The sequence below is a fragment of the Ascidiimonas meishanensis genome (genome assembly GCF_037782385.1).
Taxonomy (GTDB): domain Bacteria; phylum Bacteroidota; class Bacteroidia; order Flavobacteriales; family Flavobacteriaceae; genus Ascidiimonas; species Ascidiimonas meishanensis.
In genome coordinates, this window is record NZ_JBBEXD010000003.1 from 67,722 (window position 1) to 85,111 (window position 17,390).

Here is a 17,390-nt window from a genome sequence, read left to right on the forward strand (position 1 = left end):
GTAATTATAATAGGTTTCGTTTTTAAAAAACAGGTACAAATACGCATATGCAGTTGTTTATTAATTAATATCTTGAAAGTTACTATTCTGCCTATTGATTATGAAAGACCCGGTTCGTAAAAATCCTATAAGCCAAGCACCTTCTAATACTGTTTCCGCACCTCTTAAAGCAGCTTTAGATACTAAAAAACAGGGTTTTCCAGATGGCAGACCCGAAGCTATCTTACAGGGTAAATTCCAACAAATGGCAAATACCAGCGCTCAGGTACATCAATTGGGAAGCATCCAAGCCATGGCTAATTCTTATTTAGATCAAAACATGTTTCAGCAAAGTGAAATAGTTCAAAGACAAGTAATTCTTCAGGATGGATCTGATTCCCTAGCTTTTGAGAAAGCATTTGGCATTTTTATGAATGCGCTAAAAAGTCAGGGAGGGGAGATTGGCAATTATCTTCGTTTTGTAAATGATAAAAAAAATCATCATAATTTAATCTTCAGAACTATTCCTGCCAAACCTAAAACATCAAAAGACAAAGGAGATTTGCATGGAGTTACTAATGTAGTTTTTAGTGGTACTTCAGAAGATATTCTCAAACATATGTTTGATGAAAATATAGATCCAGATACCCGTATTGAGGAAATTATGGGGAGAATAGATCCGGTAGAGGTAATGAAGGGGGTTGATATTCTTATTGAGATTGTGGTTTCCCCAGAAATGACAGAGCCCATTTTTCTGGAAACACTTAACCATGAGTTTACCGTGCATGCTATTAAATGGCATCAATTTATACAAACCACTTTTGCTAAGGATAAGTCTGGTGCTATGGCAGCATTGCAAAGACGTATTGGCACTATGCGTAATGATCATGATGAATTTGGAAGTGATCAAAATCAACTTTATAAGAATGTAAGAAAGACTATTTTAGAAGCCATTAAAGAAGAAAGAGAACCCGAATTGGATGTTTTTGGTTTACCTGAAACTCAGGCAGACGAATTAATGCGGATTTCAAGGGACGCAATTCATTCTCACAGACCGAGAGCAATGGTTCAAAGAGAAATGGATGATCTTTTTCAAAGAGTTAGTGACTTAGATAATATAAGACAACCGCTCATTTTTAAGAAAAAGAAAACGCCACCACCTAAAAAAAACAGGTGCTGTTATATTACTACTGCTTGCGTTGAAGCCAGGGGACTTCCAGATGATTGCGAAGAATTAACACTCTTGAGAGACTTTAGAGATACCTACCTTATGCAAAAACCCAATGGGGAGCAACTTATTAAAATCTACTATAAGCACTCTCCTTATATTGTTCACTGTATAAGGCAAAGAGAAGATGAGGAAGAGATCTTAAACGGTTTATACAAAATCATTAAGTACTGTGCAGAAGCTATTAAAAGAGGAGATTTTGAACTTGCTTATCAAATCTATTGTGAAATGGTGCTGAAATTAAAAGAGTTGTTTATTCCTGAATTGGAATGTGAAATTCCTGCCATTTAGGAAAAATAGGATGTTTCTATTTATCTTTAAATAAAAATTCACTCTATAGATTATATAATTTATTTAGCAATAATTAGTTCTTATGAGATGAATAATAGCATTAGTATTTTGAATACTTAAAATTTAGGAACCTTCAATAAGCCCCAAAAATTATTAATAAACATGATCAATTTCTTCAAATCTCAAATTATAACTCTGTTTGAAAAGTTTGGTTTTGTACGTAAAAGAATTGTGCAAAAAGCCATACTTGACAAGACCTATAAAGTGTATAAGGGTACCATAAGTGACCGAATTGATAATGATGATGCCTGGTTGTTTGCTTTAAGTGGCCGGTCTGAGCACATTTTTGATATTGGTTCTAATATTGGCCAGTCTGCCATGATGATGTTTTACCACGATCAAATAAAAAATATAATTTTGGTAGACCCAAATCCCAATGCTTTAAGCAAGGCTGCTGAAAATGTTATTCTAAATAATTTTGCCCATAAAGCACGATTTATAAATGCCTTTTTATCAGAGAAAAATGGAGAAATGGTTGATTTTTACACGGTGGGTTCTGGAGCCGCTGGAAGCAAATTTCAGAGTTTTGCCAAAACCGCAGCGCGCACCAATTCTCATTACAAAGTGCATACCCTATCCATAGATTATCTGGTAAACCATACAGGAATCACTCCAGATTTGGTGAAAGTAGATGTGGAGGGAGCAGAGGGTGAAGTATTAAAAGGAGCCATCTCACTAGCTCAAAAAGGAACTGCTTCTTTCTTTGTAGAAATGCATTCTGGAGAAGAACTCTCTATTACAGAAAATACCCAACGAATTCTTGACTGGTGTAAAGAACATGCATACACTGCCTGGTATTTAAATAAAAAAGCCCCTTTAACTACGGAGGCTGTTAAAACCAGAGGAAGGTATCATGCGTTACTTTTACCAAAAGATAAAGCGTTTCCAGAATACCTAAAATCAATCCAAGAAAAGGAGGCTATTGCTAGAATTACGGATTAAGATGGCTTTTCTTTTAAGAGTCTCTTTTAGTTATTTCTTTAAACTCTCCATATCAATTACAAACCTGTATTTTACATCGTTGCTAGTTACTCGCTCATATGCTTTATTAATATGCTGCATATCAATTAGCTCAATATCACTAACAATATTGTGTTCCCCACAAAAATCAAGCATTTCTTGCGTTTCCTTTATACCTCCAATTAAAGAACCTGCAACGCGTTTTCTCCCCATAATAAGGTTTCCTCCATTCATGGGCTCTAGTGGTTCAATAGCACCTACCATAACCATGGTAGCGTCAATTTTCAATAATTGTAAATAGGGGTTTATATCATGCTTAACAGGTACTGTATTTAGCAAAAAATCGAAGGTATTATTGTGCTTTGCCATATCTTCTTCATTCTTGGAAATAATTACTGCATCTGCGCCTAGTCTTTTGGCGTCTTCCGCTTTGTCCGGACTTGTGGTAATCATAAAGGTTTCTGCGCCCATGGCGTGTGCAAATTTGATTCCCATATGTCCTAATCCGCCTAAACCAATAACCCCTACTTTATCTCCCTTTTTAATTTTCCAATGACTCAAAGGAGAATAGGTAGTGATTCCTGCGCATAACAAGGGTGCAGCGGCTGCGGGATCTATATTTTCTGGCACTCTTAAAACAAATTGTTTGTCTACCGTTACGGAGGTTGAATACCCTCCATAAGTACGTTGCCCGGCTATATGTTTGTCTTCACTATTGTAGGTGAAAGTAGCTCCATTTGTACAAAATTGTTCCAAATCATCATTACAAGCAGCGCAACTATGGCAGGAATCTACCATACACCCAACCCCTACTAAATCATCTTTTTTGAAATTAGAAACTTTGGCTCCTACTCCTACTACACGGCCAATAATTTCATGCCCCGGTACTACTGGATATTGAGATCCTTTCCAATCGTTTCTAACGGTGTGTATATCACTGTGGCAAACACCACAGTAGAGAATTTCAATTTTAACATCATTTTCTCCTATCGTTCTTCTTTTTATATCTAAAGGAACCAAATCATCTGTTGCTGATTTTGCTCCGTATGCTTTTACAGTCGTCATTTATTATGTATTTAAGAGGTTAATTTTTAGTTGAATATCTGTTTTGAGAAGCTTTGAAATGGGACATACTTCCTTGGCTTTGTGCGTAATTTGCTGAAATTGTTCGGCATCAATATCAGGTACTTTCCCTTCCAGATTAAGTACAATATTGGTGATGCTTCCATCTTCAAAAGTCACAGTAGCGGTTACATCTAAACTGTCCGCTGTAAAACCTTCTTCACCTAATAAAAAGCTCAATTGCATGGCAAAACATCCAGCATGTGCGGCACCAACCAGTTCTTCTGGATTGGTACCATTGTTACCATCTTCAAACCTTGTATGGAATGAGTAGGCTGTTTTGTCTAACACCCCACTAGCGGTGGTCAATATTCCTTTTCCATCTTTTCCAGAACCTTTCCATTGCGCTTCTGCTTTTCTTGTAAATGTCATTTTTTATGCTTTTCTAGGTGAATTAATTTATGCGTTTTGCGTTTTTTTTAACATAGGGTAATCTGTATATCCTTCTTTCCCTGTAGTATAGAAAGTATCTTTATCCCAATCTGCTAATTCCAAATTATTTTCAAATCTTTCTACTAAATCCGGATTGGAGATATACAATTTTCCAAATGCAACTAAATCGGCATTTCCAGAGGCTATCACCTTATTACCAGATTCTTGATCAAATTCAGAATTAATCATTAAGGTACCATTGTATAAGGGTCTAAAATGCTTTGCAATTTCTGTTACAGCATATGGAACCTCAGAAACATCGTTAAATGGCTCGGAAAGATGTATGTAAGCCAAATTGTAATCATTCAATTTTTTAATAATATATTCAAAAGTTGGAATGGTTTCTTCATCCATAGTCATTCCAAAAATTCCGTCTAGAGATGGATTGAATCGTGCGCCTATTTTCTCTTCTGGCATCACTTCTTTTATCGCATCTAATACTTCAAAGAAAAACCGTGCTCTATTTTCTATAGTTCCTCCATAATTGTCGGTTCTTTTATTGGATGTTCCATTAAAGAATTGATGAAAAAGATATCCGTTAGAAGAATGAATTTCCACGCCATCAAAACCTGCTTCTACTGCATTTTTTGCTGCATTTTGAAAGTCTTTCACTGTAGTTTTGATGTCATCCAAAGTCATTGCTTTTGGAGTCACCGTATCTTTAAATCCTTGTGGTGTATATGATTTTGCATTGGGATTGATTGCAGAGGGAGCTAAGGGTAATTTACCATTGTGAAAGTCTGGATGGGACATTCTACCTACGTGCCATAGTTGAATAAAAATTTTACCTCCTTTTGCATGTACACGTTGCGTTACATGCTTCCAACCTTCTGTTTGTGCTTTTGAATAAATACCTGGTGTATTAATATAGCCAACGGCTTGCTGCGATACCTGTGCACCTTCTGTAATTATTAAACCTGCCGTTGCACGCTGCTCGTAATACAGGCCATGAAGCTCATCTGTAGGTGCATGATCTTCATTATTGGCACGACTACGTGTCATAGGTGCCATCACAACCCTATTATTTAAATTAATATTTTTGTTATATGGAATTAATAAATGTTGCTTACTCATTTTTTACTGTAATTTTTTAATTAATAATTGGGCTACTTTTTCTGAAGATGCTGGATTTTGTCCGGTAATAAGGAGTCCGTCTTCTACCGCATAGGGTTCCCAATCCCCAATTTTGGAATAGTCTCCACCATTCTTTTTCAGCATATCTTCTAAAAGAAAAGGCACCACATCTGTGAGTGCTACAGCCGCTTCTTCCTCATTGGTAAATCCGGTTACTTTTTTTCCTTTTACCAAAGGTTCATTATTGGCATCTTTCACATTTTTAAGGACTGCCGGAGCGTGACAGACAAAGGCTATAGGCTTGTCATTTTGATAGAAAGATTCTATAAGGTGAATGGAAGTCTTACTTTCTACCAAATCCCATAAAACACCATGACCTCCCGGATAAAATACAGCATCATAATCACTAGCATTAATGTTTTCTAACATGGTAGTGTTGGCTAGTTTTTCTTGGGTAGTTTTATCCTCCTTGAATCTATCTGTAGCTTTAGTAGCAGCGTCCTCAGATTCACTATTAGGGTCTATAGGAGGATGACCTCCTTTTGGAGATGCGAGTGTTACACTATGGCCAGCATCTGTTAATTTGTAGTACGGTGCTGCGAATTCTTCCACCCAAAAACCAGTTTTTTTTCCGGTATCTCCTAAGGAATCATTGCTTGTTAGTACAAAAAGTATATTTTTCATATTTGTATCGATTTTTAAATTCGATATAAAATTAAGGGATTAAAAAGCCAATCTTATTGACCTATATCAATTAGGAAAGTTTTAACTTCTTAATTTTCGTCGTATTCGGCTTATACTTTCAGCAGAAACGCCCAGATAATTTGCTATCTGATAATTAGGTACGCGGTCTTCAATATTGGGGTAATTCTCACAAAACTCTAGATAACGTACCTCAATAGTTTTGCCTAAAGATGAGATAATACGTTTGCGCATGGAAATAAAAGCAGCTGTTACCAGTATTCTAAAATAGCGTTCAAATATTGGGGCTTGTTTAAGCGTATCTTGTAAATTATGGTAATTGATAGCCAATAATTTTGAGTCTTCAATGGCTTCAATATACAATTTGGAGGGCAGGTGGTTGTAGAAGGCATCAAAATCACCAACCCACCAATTTTCAATGGCAAATTGAATGATATTTCTGTTGCCTTTAGCGTCAAGATAGTACGCCTTTAAACAACCGCTGATAACAAAATATTCGTGTTTTACGTGGGTGCCTGGTTGCAATAAAAACTTCCCTTTGGCAACAGAGATTTCGTTTAACTTGGAAGTAAATAGCTGCAAATCTTCTTGCCTTGGATCTACATATTTTTTAATGTGGTTAACTATAGGCTCATGCATTTTACAAAGATGAGATAATAGTCTTAAATTTTAAAATACCCTTCTTTTTAAGGTCATTAATACTTGTAAAAGAATACAAAATCCACTTCGTATTTAAGCTGGTGTGATATGCGTATTACCAATTATTACCGCCATTCGCCTTTTATTACTTACTAATCTGTTACTTAATGTTAATTAATTACCTTAATAATTCAGAAATAAGATTTTATGGTAAATTTGCCGCTTGTTTAAGATTTTAAAGATTTAATTTAAAAACAAAAGATATTCTTGTCATAAAATTAGATTGATAATTAAAGCTCACTATAAATATATTAAAGAATAATGCAAAACACGTTATATAGTAATATTAGTAAACGATTAGTATTACTAAATCGCTATTTTAAAATAACTAGGTTTTATGAATTTCTAAAAAGCACCGCTTATAGAGCAGGCGTTGTTGTTGTTATATTTATTTTAATACTGCTGGGGATTGACTTTTTTGTATTGGATATTAATTCTTTGCTTAATAATCTGGTGGAAACCTATCCACCAAAAGTGATATTTTCGTTTTTTCTAATTTCAGAGACTATTTTAGGGATTATTCCTCCTGAAATATTTATTGCTTGGTCATCAAAATCTGTTTCTCCATGGTTGTTTTTGTTTGTGTTGGCAACCATGTCTTACCTTGGCGGAATTATTGCATACTTTATTGGGGGACGTCTTTTTCTAATAGGTTCTATTAAGAATCATATAGAACATAAAATAGCAAAGCACATTGCTAACCTCCGTAAATGGGGAGGGATTTTTGTTCTTTTGGGTGCGCTCACTCCCATTCCCCATTCCATAGTAAGTTTAGCATCTGGTTTAATTAAGTACAACTTTAAACAATATTTGTTGTGGTCACTTTTTAGATATGTGCGATTTGTTATTTACGCGCTCGTTATTTTTCAAGTATTTGTTGCACCCTAATGGTAAAGTGTTTCTATAGATTTCCAATAAATTTATAAAAAAGGACGGGGCAGAGGTATAACATAATGGAATTGTATTTTTCAGTATTCATTATTTTCAAATTCATCTTTGGGTTGATTATGCTGCCTAAAAACTGCCTAAAATCTTTTTCAAAACTTTCAATGAATGATTAATAAATGTGAGTTCAATCTAATTTTTAGTTTTATATTTTAATCTTAAATAGGGTTTTTGAATTATTAAAAACACGGTATATGCGTCACTTAGGTTCATTTTCTTTGCCTGTCCACCCTACGACTTCGCTATTAGTTTAGTGTTTTATATATATTTTCTGCGGAACTGTAGCACCAACACCCCAGCTCTAATTAACATCCAGACTCCAAAAGCTAACCAGATTCCGTGCAGTTTCCAGTCCAAAAAATCAGTGATCAATAAAACAGGAGTAAAGCCCAGAAAGGTAGCAGCAAGTAATGAATTTCTTAGATAGACCGCTTCACCCAGACCCTTAAAAATTCCGTCAAACATAAATGCTACTGCATTTAAAGGTTGCATTAGTAAAACAATCCAGAAAACCGCAGAGAATAAGGTAAGCACTTCGGTTTCTTTGGTAAATATGAGTCCTATATGGTTATAAATCAACAAGCAGCTTCCTGCTAAAATTAAAGAAATTATAACGGCATACTTGCTAATATCTTTACTCAACCGCCATAATTTTTTGTACTCTTTAGCCCCTAGTAATTTACCGGAAATAGCATTTCCTGCATTGGCATAACCATCTACAAAAAAGGAAAAGAATAACCATATGTTCATCAAAATACTTTGAGCTGCTATATAATTTTTACCATAGTCTGTTGCGTATGCATTAGCCAGATAGATTGCAAAATTGAGTGCTGCCGTTCTCAAAAATAAATTAGCACTCATTAGGAGCATCGCTTTTATATTGGGGTTGATGACACGACTTATTCTAAGGGTGAAATTTGTTTTTACCAAGAAAAACCTCAGAGCCATTAGAAGCATAACCCCTTGGGCAAATACACTAGCCCAGGCAGCCCCAGTTAAGTGCATGGAGGGAATAAAACCTTCCACCCCATATACAAATATATAGGTAAGTACCACATTTATTGTAGCGCCTGTTAAACTACACTTCATAGCCCACAGGGTATTCTGAATTCCCCTAAAAACTCCAAATAAAGCAAAGGTTACCAGAGTAAGCGGATATCCTAATGCTCTGATTTGATAATAACCAGATGTGTATTCCAGAATAAGGCCTTCTGCATTATAGGCTTTAAAAATGGCCTGTGCAAAAACAGCCGTGGTAGCATAAATAACCAGACTAAACAAAAAATTAAATAGAATGGCCTGCGGGATTAGAGTTCTAACTGCGTGCAGTCTTCCAGCGCCATAGTGTTGTGAAACCAGCGCAGAGATGGCAGTTTTGGTTTGTGCTACTATCCAAATGATGGCAGAAAGAAAAGAACCAGCTATTCCGGCGGCGGCCAAAGCTTCCACAGGGTTTTCTTGTACATTACCAATAATGGCAATATCTGTCAAAGAAATTAAAGGCTCTGCTATTCCGGCGATGATGGCGGGAACGGCCAAACGATTTATTTCTTTAAAAGATACTTTTGCTGGCAATCTTAAAACTGTTTTGACGCTGCAAAGGTATAGCTATCTGTTAAAATTTAAGACAATGGTTTTTTAAGGATCAATAAAATTTTGATAGTGATCATATCGTTGAAAGATCTGCCTTACATAAGTATGGGGTTCGCTCCCTCTTACATACCCGTATTTTACAATCTCTTTTTTGTAGTTTTCTGGGTAGCTGAGTTCCAGAATCATTTTTTCAACATGCGCATCCCATTGGTTTTTGTCGAATCCTTTGAGCTCCGCAAGACGCTGCGCATCTAACACATGATAATAGCCACAATTGTAAGAAGCGAGGGTAAATTTAATGCGTTGTATGGAGTCTGTTACTCCTTCAAAATCTTCATAAATTTGTTGTAGATAAGAAGTGCCTGCCCTAATATTTTCCATAGGATTATACAAATTGGTTACCCCTAATTCGGCAGCGGTAGCTGGCATTAATTGCATGAGTCCGCCAGCGCCCACCCAAGAGGACGCTTGGGCATCAAATTGTGATTCTTGATAAATTAAAGAGGCTAGTAAACGCCAATCCCAGCCAATTTCTTCTGCATGTTTTTTTATGGTTTCATCATAGGCACTAATTTGATTATTATTCAGGCTGTAAAATTCGCTTTTAATGCGTTTGCGAAAGTTGCGCTTGTTTTTAAAGTACTTATTATAGATTACATAATAATCTAGTGTCTTTCTTTCCTTTGTTACCCATTCATTTACCGCTTTTAATAGCTTGGGAGCATTAGGGCGTACCGCCCAGGCAGCACGTTGCGAAAAACTAATGGGAACTTCAATATCTAAGATAGGTTTATAGGAAGCATTTATCTTAGCGAGATTAGCATCTGCCACCGTATATTTTATTTTTCCATTAGCTACCATTTCAATAATACGATCTGTAGAATAGTTTCCTTTTAAAGTATCTATATATATGTTGCCTCCAATCTCTTTTGATAGATTTTCAATGCGCTTAAAGTAAGAGCTTTTTTGTCTAACAGAAATGGTTTCTCCAATGAGTTCTATCGCATCTTTTATGATAGATTTTTGAAGAGAAGCCCAGCCCATACTTCTCCAATTGTCAGGTTTCTTTTGTACCAAAACTTGATGTGTAAGGTATAGATAATCGGTAAAATGTACCAGTTTTTTACGGTCTGCCGTAACGGCAAGTCCGTGTGCAATAATATCTACATCACCACGTCTAAGTTGCTTAAAAATAGAATCAAGATTATTAGATACCGTAATTTCTAGTTCAAGGGATAAGTCTTTAGCTAGTCTTTTGAGCAATTCATATTCATAGCCCATGGGTTTCCCTTTGTACAGAAAATAGCTGGTACTACTATTGATGATAAGTGCTTTTAATTTCCCGTTTTTTTGAATGACTTCCAGATCTCTATCTATACTAATTTGTTGGGCGTCTGCATCTGTTACTTCTCCAGTGTTTCTTTTTTTACAGGCGTAAAAAATGAGGATTAATGTAAAAAAGAGTGGAAATATTTTTTTCATAAACAGGATTAAAAAACAGACAATTTTGACTATTGAACATCGAAAATTAGCTATAAAAGATAGTAAAAAAATAATAAGTTGTACAGATAATGAATGGTAGCATCTTGAGATGTATACTCCAGAAGATAATTACCTACTTTCTCTCTCAATTATTGTACTTTTGTGATTAATTAAACATTATACGCTTAAAAAGTTACAAAATGAATCATACAACTATAGATTTTGGGATGAAAGAAGCACTGGAAACCTTAGGGGTAAAGGCAATTAATCAAGGTACTTCTACAGGGAATAAATGGTTTTCTTCAGGAGAAGAATTAGCTTCTTATTCTCCTGCGGATGGTGAATTAATTGGAAAAGTTACTACTACTACCAAAGAAGATTATGAAAAGGTAATAGCATCAGCACAAGCAGCTTTTAAGATCTGGCGAATAATGCCTGCACCGCAAAGAGGAGAGATTGTTCGTCAATTTGGAGAACGTTTACGAAAATATAAAGAACCTCTTGGAAAACTGGTTTCTTATGAAATGGGAAAATCATATCAAGAAGGTTTAGGAGAAGTTCAGGAAATGATTGATATCTGTGATTTTGCAGTTGGTCTTTCACGCCAGTTACACGGGTTTACCATGCATTCAGAGCGTCCAGGCCATAGAATGTATGAACAATACCATCCGTTGGGAATTGTGGGTATTATTTCAGCTTTTAATTTTCCCGTTGCCGTATGGAGTTGGAATACCGCATTGGCATGGATTTGTGGTGATGTTTGTGTGTGGAAACCATCAGAAAAAACACCAATGTGTGGGGTTGCCTGCCAGAATATTATTGCAGAGGTACTCAAAGAAAATAACTTACCGGAAGGAATTAGCGGGCTTATCAATGGAGATTACAAAGTAGGTGAATTTATGACCACAGATAAGCGTATTCCGTTAGTATCTGCTACGGGGTCTACTCGAATGGGAAAAATAGTAGCTAAAACAGTGGGAGAACGTCTGGGGAAATCTCTTTTAGAACTTGGAGGAAACAATGCTATTATAGTTACACCAGATGCAGATATTAAAATGACGGTGATAGGTGCTGTTTTTGGAGCTGTAGGTACTTGCGGCCAACGCTGCACATCTACACGAAGATTGATTATTCATGAAAGTATGTATGATAAAGTAAAAGACGCTATCGTAAATGCGTATGGTCAATTACGCATTGGGAATCCGTTAGATGAAAATAACCATGTAGGTCCTCTAATAGATACAGATGCGGTTGAGATGTATAAAAATGCGCTAGCGCAAGTAGTAGCCGAAGGCGGAAAGGTAATTGTTGAAGGAGGCGTGTTAGAAGGAGAGGGATATGAAAGTGGTTGTTATGTAAAACCAGCAATTGCAGAAGCAAAGCCAGAATATAAAATAGTGCAGCATGAAACCTTTGCTCCTGTATTGTATTTATTAAAATACAGTGGAGACGTAGAAAATGCCATTGAAATTCAAAATGGAGTAGCGCAAGGACTTTCTTCTGCTATTATGACCAATAATTTACGAGAAGCAGAACGTTTTTTAAGCCATGCAGGGTCTGATTGTGGAATTGCCAATGTAAATATTGGTACTTCTGGTGCTGAGATTGGCGGGGCTTTTGGTGGTGAGAAAGAAACCGGTGGTGGCAGAGAATCAGGTTCAGATGCATGGAAAATATACATGCGTCGTCAAACTAATACCATTAATTATACGACAGAGCTGCCGTTAGCTCAGGGCATCAAGTTTGATTTATAATAGTCAATTTTTGAAATAGAGCTTAAAAAAGACTCCCGTTTGGTTTTGCCGGCGGGAGTCTTTTTTATGAGGTATAAGTCATAAGTTTTTAGAACCATGAAAGCGCATTATCTGTTCAGGAATGAATATAAAATTAAAAGTGGGATTCATAGTTTTATTACGAAAATTCATTCAGTTTTTTTATACCGATTTTAAGAATTGATAATAGTGTTAAAAAAAGATGATTTTTTTAACACTATTATAACAAAAAACTCGTTAAACGAGCTTTGTTTACATAAAAACCTTATTCTTTTTAAGTTAAATTTGTAGGAAATACTAAACACTCATACAATGAAAACAACTTTACGCTTGAACTTCAAGCTGTTGGTTACGTTGTGTTTATCGGTATTTTTTCTAGTACCGATTTTCGCTCAGCAGCCAACTATTGAAGAAGACCCTAGTCAGAATCCGCAAAAAGGTCACAAACTCTACAAACAATCTAAAATCTACGATAGTAAGACTGGGGCTATTGAAAGTAAACCTAAAGCGGTAGGAGACAAAGCACAGGATAGAATGGAGTATGAATTCAACATGCTTAAGAATCCGTACACAGGAGAAATTCCTGCAAATATTAGAAACAAAGAACTCAAATTTGCATCAGGTATTGAATTAGCACCCACAGATGATAACGCTATGTCAAGAGGTAATTTTTCCAATTGGAAAAGTAGGGGGCCTTTTAATGTAGGCGGAAGAACGCGGGCATTGGCAATTGATGTAACAAACGAGAATGTAATTCTTGCTGGAGGTGTTTCTGGTGGCTTGTATCGCTCTACAAATGGCGGACAAACATGGAGAGAAGCTACCAATGATAGACAGGCACCAAGTATTAGTGCGATTGCTCAGGATACTCGAAGAAACAAAACAAATACCTGGTATTACGCTACTGGTGAGCGAATAGGAAACTCTGCGAGTGCTGGGGGTGCTTTCTATACAGGTACTGGAGTATATAAGTCTATGAATGGTGGTAGAACTTGGAGACTTTTAGAATCTACTAGTGACAATGATATTCGTTTTGCCTCTCCTTTTGATATAGTAAGTAGTATTGCAGTGCATCCAATAAATGGAGACGTGTATTTGGGAACTATTGACGGGATCTGGAGATCGCAAGATGGAGGAGATACTTTTGAAGAGGTACTAGAAGGAGGTTTTGATAATTTTACTGAGGTAATGATTACACCTTCAGGTAGAATTTATGCCACTATCGCAGCAGGGGGTACCCCTAATGCGGGCTGGTTTACGTCTACCAACGGAGATACCTGGACGAATATCACTCCAGCCGGACTTCCTCCAACCTATAGCAGAACCGTTTTGACTTATGATCCTTCAGATGAAAATACGATTTGGTTCTTTGCTAGAAACCTCTCTCCCTTTTCAGAAGCCTTTTTATGGAAGTATGATGCAGATGCTGCGACTGAAGCAGAACTATGGGCAGATCTTTCTGTAAACTTACCAACGAGTATAGGTGGTCCTGTTGGGAATTTAAATCTGCAAACCGGGTATAATATGATAGTGAAAGTACACCCTACCAACTCAGATATGGTATTTGTAGCTGGCACAAACTTATATCGCTCTATGGACGGCTTCAGTACTCAGGTAGGTCAGGAAAGCTGGATAGGAGGGTATTCACCAATTAATAACGTATCTGTGTATCCTGATAATCACCCAGATCAACACGTGCTACTATTTTTCCCTTCCAATCCAAACAAAGCTTTGAACGGAACAGACGGGGGGGTTCATATTACAGAAGATATTACTACTTCTTTAAGTGCTGCAGTACCTGTAGAGTGGACAGACCTGAATAACGGGTATCTTTCAACACAGCCTTATGCAGTGGCATTTGATCCAGAGGCAAATAGTGACGATTTAGTAGCAGGTTTTCAAGATAACGGTACCTGGTTTACCAATTCTACTGCAAGCAATGCAATTTGGGAAGAAGATTTTGGAGGTGATGGAGCTTATAATGCGATTGCTGATGGAGGACTTACACGTTATGTATCTTCACAACGAGGTAATTTGTATCGCTTAAACTTTGATGAAGATGGAGAATTTATTTCTTTTACCAGAGTAAGACCTTCCATTGTTAATACCTTCTCATTTATTACCCCATTTGTGCTAGATCCTAATAATGATAATGTTATGTATCTTCCTTCTGGTAATCAGATGCTAAGAAATAATAATTTAGATGAAATTCCATTATTTTCAAATTCTGCAACTCCGGTAAATTGGGTGATTTTAGGTCAAACAGCAACTCCTGATGGAAGTACAATAACTTCTTTAGATGTATCTACCTATCCGGTAGCTAACCGACTTTATTACGGAACCAATTCCGGTGGAATATATAGAATGGATAATGCAAATCTGGATAACCAGCCAGTAGTTGATATTTCAACTGGAAAAGGCTTGCCTATTGGTAACGTAAATAATGTTTATGTAGACCCCTCTAATGCAGATCGTGTATTTGCAGTATTTTCTAATTATACTATTCCTAGTATTTTTATGAGTACAGATGCCGGAGAAACCTGGACTGATATCAGTGGAAATTTAGAAGAGAATCCTGATGGTTCTGGAAACGGACCTTCAGTGAGATGGATTGCAGTGAAAGGTAAAGATGAAGGTTTATATGCAGCAACTAGCACAGGTCTGTACACTACATCCCGTATTAACGGAAGTAATACAAGGTGGAATCAAGAACGTGTTCAAATAGGTAATGCAGTAGTTGCCCAAGTTAGAACTAGAAAAGATGGTTTTGTGGCAGCAGCTTCTCATGGGAATGGTTTGTATAGTGCACGTTTCCCTGTACGCGAACGTCCTGAGTTATCATTAACAGCTAATTTCCTGCTTAGTGACACATTAGTTCCTTTAAACAGTGAAGATGTAGTAGTTGATATTACTGGACTTTTCTCAGGAGGACCCGCACCAATTACTGTAGAACTTACAAATTCAAACCCTTCTTTGGTAACTGCTACTTTGAGTGGCAATACACTTACTTTAAGCTATACTGCAGATGCAGAGGGAAGTGCAACTATTGGTTTAATAGCTACCTCTGGAGAAGAGCAGGTAGCAGAAGGATTCACTACAACGGTAACGGAGTTTGCTATTTATGAGCAAATTGATCCGCGTATAAGCTCTTCACCATCTCAGTTATTCGTGGATTTTGGAGGGGCATTGGTTCAATCTTCTGATGATTTTGTGATACCTTCAGGAAATACCTGGACTATTGATAAGGTACTTGCTGCTGGTGGAGCAAATGGAGCTCCAACATTTACAAGTGCAACAGTAGTAATTTATGCAGATGCAGGAGGATTACCAGGTGCAGAGATTTATAACAGCGGCGCATTGGTGCCTGCATCAGCCGCAACAGATACTAATTTAACCTTAGAATTACCAGAGGCTCAAGTACTTGAAAGCGGTACATACTGGTTATCTGTATACGCTATATTACCTTTTAATCCAGGTGGAAGACAATGGTTTTGGAATACACAAAGCGCTGTTGTAGGTAATGAAGCAGCCTTTAGAGATCCTGTAAATTTGTTTGGAACAGGTGCACTAGACTGGACACCTCAATCTGGTGCCTTTACAACAAGACCCCCACGTGATCATATCTTTCAAATTTTTGGAGTAGTGGAAGAAGCAGGAACAACTGGAGGAGGAACAGAAAGTAATGATCCAGAATTGTTAGCTACTGTTGATGGTAATGCAAAAACATTGGTATGGCCTAATCCTTCTGGAAGCGATTTCAATTTCCGTTTAAATAGCAATACAGATTCAAATTTAACTGCACGTATTTATTCCATTACGGGTCAGTTAATTTATGAAAAAGCGAATTTAGCCCCTGGAACTTCCTTTAATTGGAATGCAGCAACTAATCCTGCAGGATTCTATATTGTAAATATAAGCGGTACTAATACCAATGAACAATTTAAAATAATAAAGCGTTAGATACTCTTTATCTTAGGAATTTAGAGGCCCGAAACAGCCATGTTTCGGGCTTTTTGTTTCACAAAGTTTTAATAATGTATTATAGAAAACAGTTGAAATAGCTATACCAATTCTATGAAATAATACTTTGTAATGTACTTCTACTAATTAGAATTTAGCACGTAATATGGCTAAACCCTTCTGGAAGTAATTTTAATTTCCGCTTAAATTTAAAATCAAGCGGCAATTTAATGGTTTGTCTACTATTTGATTTGGCAGTTGTTGGTCTATGAAAGGAAAAAATGTATTACCCAAGATACGTTTGAGTAGAATGCTGCATCTAGTCCTTCTGGATTTTGTGTTGTTACCATTACTAGCGATACTGTGAAAGAACAATTTAAGATTGCTAAACATTGATTGTTTAAATTTAAAGAAGCTTAGAAACCATTGTGTTTGGAGTCTTTTTTTTATCTTTAAGTATGAGATATATTTTAATACTACTGTTTGCCACGTCCTTCATAGGATGCAAGGCTGTGAAAGCACAAAATACCAAAGATACAACGCCCTCTAAGCCCGTATATAGAGGGGAAGACATAGGGATTGCTCCGGGCCAGATTAAGTTTAAGGCAAAGGTAATTTCTATAAATTCTGAGCCTGAAACGGATTGTGGAAATTCTTTTTCTAAGACGGTAGAACTTGAGATTATCCAGATTTATTTAACAGGTGCTGCTACCCGAAATATTCCAAATCTAAACTCTATTTACACCTTTCAATTGAATACTTCTGCTAAGTTGCCTAAGCCAAATACTATTATTGACGCAATGGCAAGAGAAATGGTATGCAAAGATGCAACCATGTCTTATTTTGTGCTAGATGATTTTATAGTATTGGAATAAGCATTAAAATCTAGTTTATAATTATCTTTTCTTTTGGTTCTTTTTTGAACCCTGAGCAAGCAAAGAAAATGAACGTGATTTACTTATACACCTTATTTTTAATAATTCAAAGGGCCTATTTAAGATTAAAATATAAAACTGAAATTAGATTGAAATCACTTTTAGCATGTACAGTAAACAAATGTCAAGAAATCTTAAATGGTGGAAGAGACAGAT

Annotated in this window: 13 protein-coding genes; 6 read left to right on the top strand and 7 right to left on the bottom strand. The window is 36.4% G+C overall.

What is annotated here, in order from left to right:
- Positions 1 to 100: 100 nt before the first annotated feature.
- Both WBG07_RS05380 and WBG07_RS05385 read left to right on the top strand, forming a co-directional pair.
- Positions 101 to 1,498, top strand: coding sequence for a CFI-box-CTERM domain-containing protein (locus tag WBG07_RS05380; RefSeq protein ID WP_340199493.1), 1,398 nt, complete (start codon positions 101 to 103; stop codon positions 1,496 to 1,498).
- A 162-nt stretch (positions 1,499 to 1,660) separates the two neighbouring features.
- A complete protein-coding gene (locus WBG07_RS05385; RefSeq protein WP_340199494.1) occupies positions 1,661 to 2,500 on the top strand; it encodes an FkbM family methyltransferase in 840 nt (279 codons plus the stop codon).
- Positions 2,501 to 2,530: 30 nt separating this feature from the next.
- Here the strand turns inward: WBG07_RS05385 and WBG07_RS05390 are convergent, their stop codons facing one another.
- The 5 genes from WBG07_RS05390 to WBG07_RS05410 all read right to left on the bottom strand — a co-directional run bounded on the left by WBG07_RS05390 (position 2,531) and on the right by WBG07_RS05410 (position 6,487).
- Positions 2,531 to 3,583: an NAD(P)-dependent alcohol dehydrogenase gene (locus tag WBG07_RS05390; RefSeq protein ID WP_340199495.1), complete on the bottom strand. Its 1,053-nt coding sequence runs from the start codon at positions 3,581 to 3,583 to the stop codon at positions 2,531 to 2,533.
- Between the two features lie 3 nt (positions 3,584 to 3,586).
- On the bottom strand, positions 3,587 to 4,012 hold the full coding sequence (locus WBG07_RS05395; protein WP_340199496.1) for an OsmC family protein: 426 nt from the start codon (positions 4,010 to 4,012) through the stop codon (positions 3,587 to 3,589).
- Positions 4,013 to 4,039: 27 nt separating this feature from the next.
- Complete coding sequence (locus WBG07_RS05400) at positions 4,040 to 5,146, bottom strand: alkene reductase (RefSeq protein WP_340199497.1); 1,107 nt, start codon at positions 5,144 to 5,146, stop codon at positions 4,040 to 4,042.
- A 3-nt stretch (positions 5,147 to 5,149) separates the two neighbouring features.
- Positions 5,150 to 5,830, bottom strand: a complete 681-nt coding sequence (locus WBG07_RS05405) for a type 1 glutamine amidotransferase domain-containing protein (protein WP_340199498.1) — start codon at positions 5,828 to 5,830, stop codon at positions 5,150 to 5,152.
- 81 nt (positions 5,831 to 5,911) lie between these two features.
- Positions 5,912 to 6,487 (bottom strand): Crp/Fnr family transcriptional regulator, encoded by a 576-nt coding sequence (locus tag WBG07_RS05410; RefSeq protein ID WP_340199499.1) that lies wholly within the window; start codon positions 6,485 to 6,487, stop codon positions 5,912 to 5,914.
- Between the two features lie 321 nt (positions 6,488 to 6,808).
- Between WBG07_RS05410 and WBG07_RS05415 the strand changes: the two genes are divergently transcribed.
- Positions 6,809 to 7,435 (top strand): YqaA family protein, encoded by a 627-nt coding sequence (locus WBG07_RS05415; RefSeq protein WP_340199500.1) that lies wholly within the window; start codon positions 6,809 to 6,811, stop codon positions 7,433 to 7,435.
- A gap of 315 nt (positions 7,436 to 7,750) precedes the next feature.
- Here the strand turns inward: WBG07_RS05415 and WBG07_RS05420 are convergent, their stop codons facing one another.
- Complete coding sequence (locus tag WBG07_RS05420) at positions 7,751 to 9,067, bottom strand: MATE family efflux transporter (RefSeq protein WP_340199501.1); 1,317 nt, start codon at positions 9,065 to 9,067, stop codon at positions 7,751 to 7,753.
- Positions 9,068 to 9,130: 63 nt separating this feature from the next.
- Entirely contained in the window at positions 9,131 to 10,567 is a 1,437-nt protein-coding gene (locus WBG07_RS05425) for an MltF family protein (protein ID WP_340199502.1), read from the bottom strand.
- A gap of 200 nt (positions 10,568 to 10,767) precedes the next feature.
- Between WBG07_RS05425 and amaB the strand changes: the two genes are divergently transcribed.
- The 3 genes from amaB (at position 10,768) to WBG07_RS05440 (ending at position 17,174) form a co-directional block, all read left to right on the top strand.
- Positions 10,768 to 12,321 carry an L-piperidine-6-carboxylate dehydrogenase gene (gene amaB / locus WBG07_RS05430; protein ID WP_340199503.1) on the top strand — a complete coding sequence of 518 codons (1,554 nt, stop codon included), beginning with the start codon at positions 10,768 to 10,770 and terminating at the stop codon, positions 12,319 to 12,321.
- A 330-nt stretch (positions 12,322 to 12,651) separates the two neighbouring features.
- A complete protein-coding gene (locus tag WBG07_RS05435) occupies positions 12,652 to 16,299 on the top strand; it encodes a T9SS type A sorting domain-containing protein (protein ID WP_340199504.1) in 3,648 nt (1,215 codons plus the stop codon).
- 458 nt (positions 16,300 to 16,757) lie between these two features.
- On the top strand, positions 16,758 to 17,174 hold the full coding sequence (locus tag WBG07_RS05440) for a hypothetical protein (RefSeq protein WP_340199505.1): 417 nt from the start codon (positions 16,758 to 16,760) through the stop codon (positions 17,172 to 17,174).
- The last annotated feature ends 216 nt before the right edge of the window (positions 17,175 to 17,390 follow it).

Excerpts from the sequence above, each read along its gene's own strand:
- WBG07_RS05390 (WP_340199495.1), bottom strand. The coding sequence starts at position 3,583 with ATGACGACTGTAAAAGCATACGGAGCAAAATCAGCAACAGATGATTTG.
- amaB (WP_340199503.1), top strand. The coding sequence starts at position 10,768 with ATGAATCATACAACTATAGATTTTGGGATGAAAGAAGCACTGGAAACC.
- WBG07_RS05415 (WP_340199500.1), top strand. The coding sequence starts at position 6,809 with ATGCAAAACACGTTATATAGTAATATTAGTAAACGATTAGTATTACTA.
- WBG07_RS05425 (WP_340199502.1), bottom strand. The coding sequence starts at position 10,567 with ATGAAAAAAATATTTCCACTCTTTTTTACATTAATCCTCATTTTTTAC.
- WBG07_RS05395 (WP_340199496.1), bottom strand. The coding sequence starts at position 4,012 with ATGACATTTACAAGAAAAGCAGAAGCGCAATGGAAAGGTTCTGGAAAA.
- WBG07_RS05410 (WP_340199499.1), bottom strand. The coding sequence starts at position 6,487 with ATGCATGAGCCTATAGTTAACCACATTAAAAAATATGTAGATCCAAGG.
- WBG07_RS05400 (WP_340199497.1), bottom strand. The coding sequence starts at position 5,146 with ATGAGTAAGCAACATTTATTAATTCCATATAACAAAAATATTAATTTA.
- WBG07_RS05380 (WP_340199493.1), top strand. The coding sequence starts at position 101 with ATGAAAGACCCGGTTCGTAAAAATCCTATAAGCCAAGCACCTTCTAAT.
- WBG07_RS05405 (WP_340199498.1), bottom strand. The coding sequence starts at position 5,830 with ATGAAAAATATACTTTTTGTACTAACAAGCAATGATTCCTTAGGAGAT.
- WBG07_RS05385 (WP_340199494.1), top strand. The coding sequence starts at position 1,661 with ATGATCAATTTCTTCAAATCTCAAATTATAACTCTGTTTGAAAAGTTT.
- WBG07_RS05440 (WP_340199505.1), top strand. The coding sequence starts at position 16,758 with ATGAGATATATTTTAATACTACTGTTTGCCACGTCCTTCATAGGATGC.
- WBG07_RS05435 (WP_340199504.1), top strand. The coding sequence starts at position 12,652 with ATGAAAACAACTTTACGCTTGAACTTCAAGCTGTTGGTTACGTTGTGT.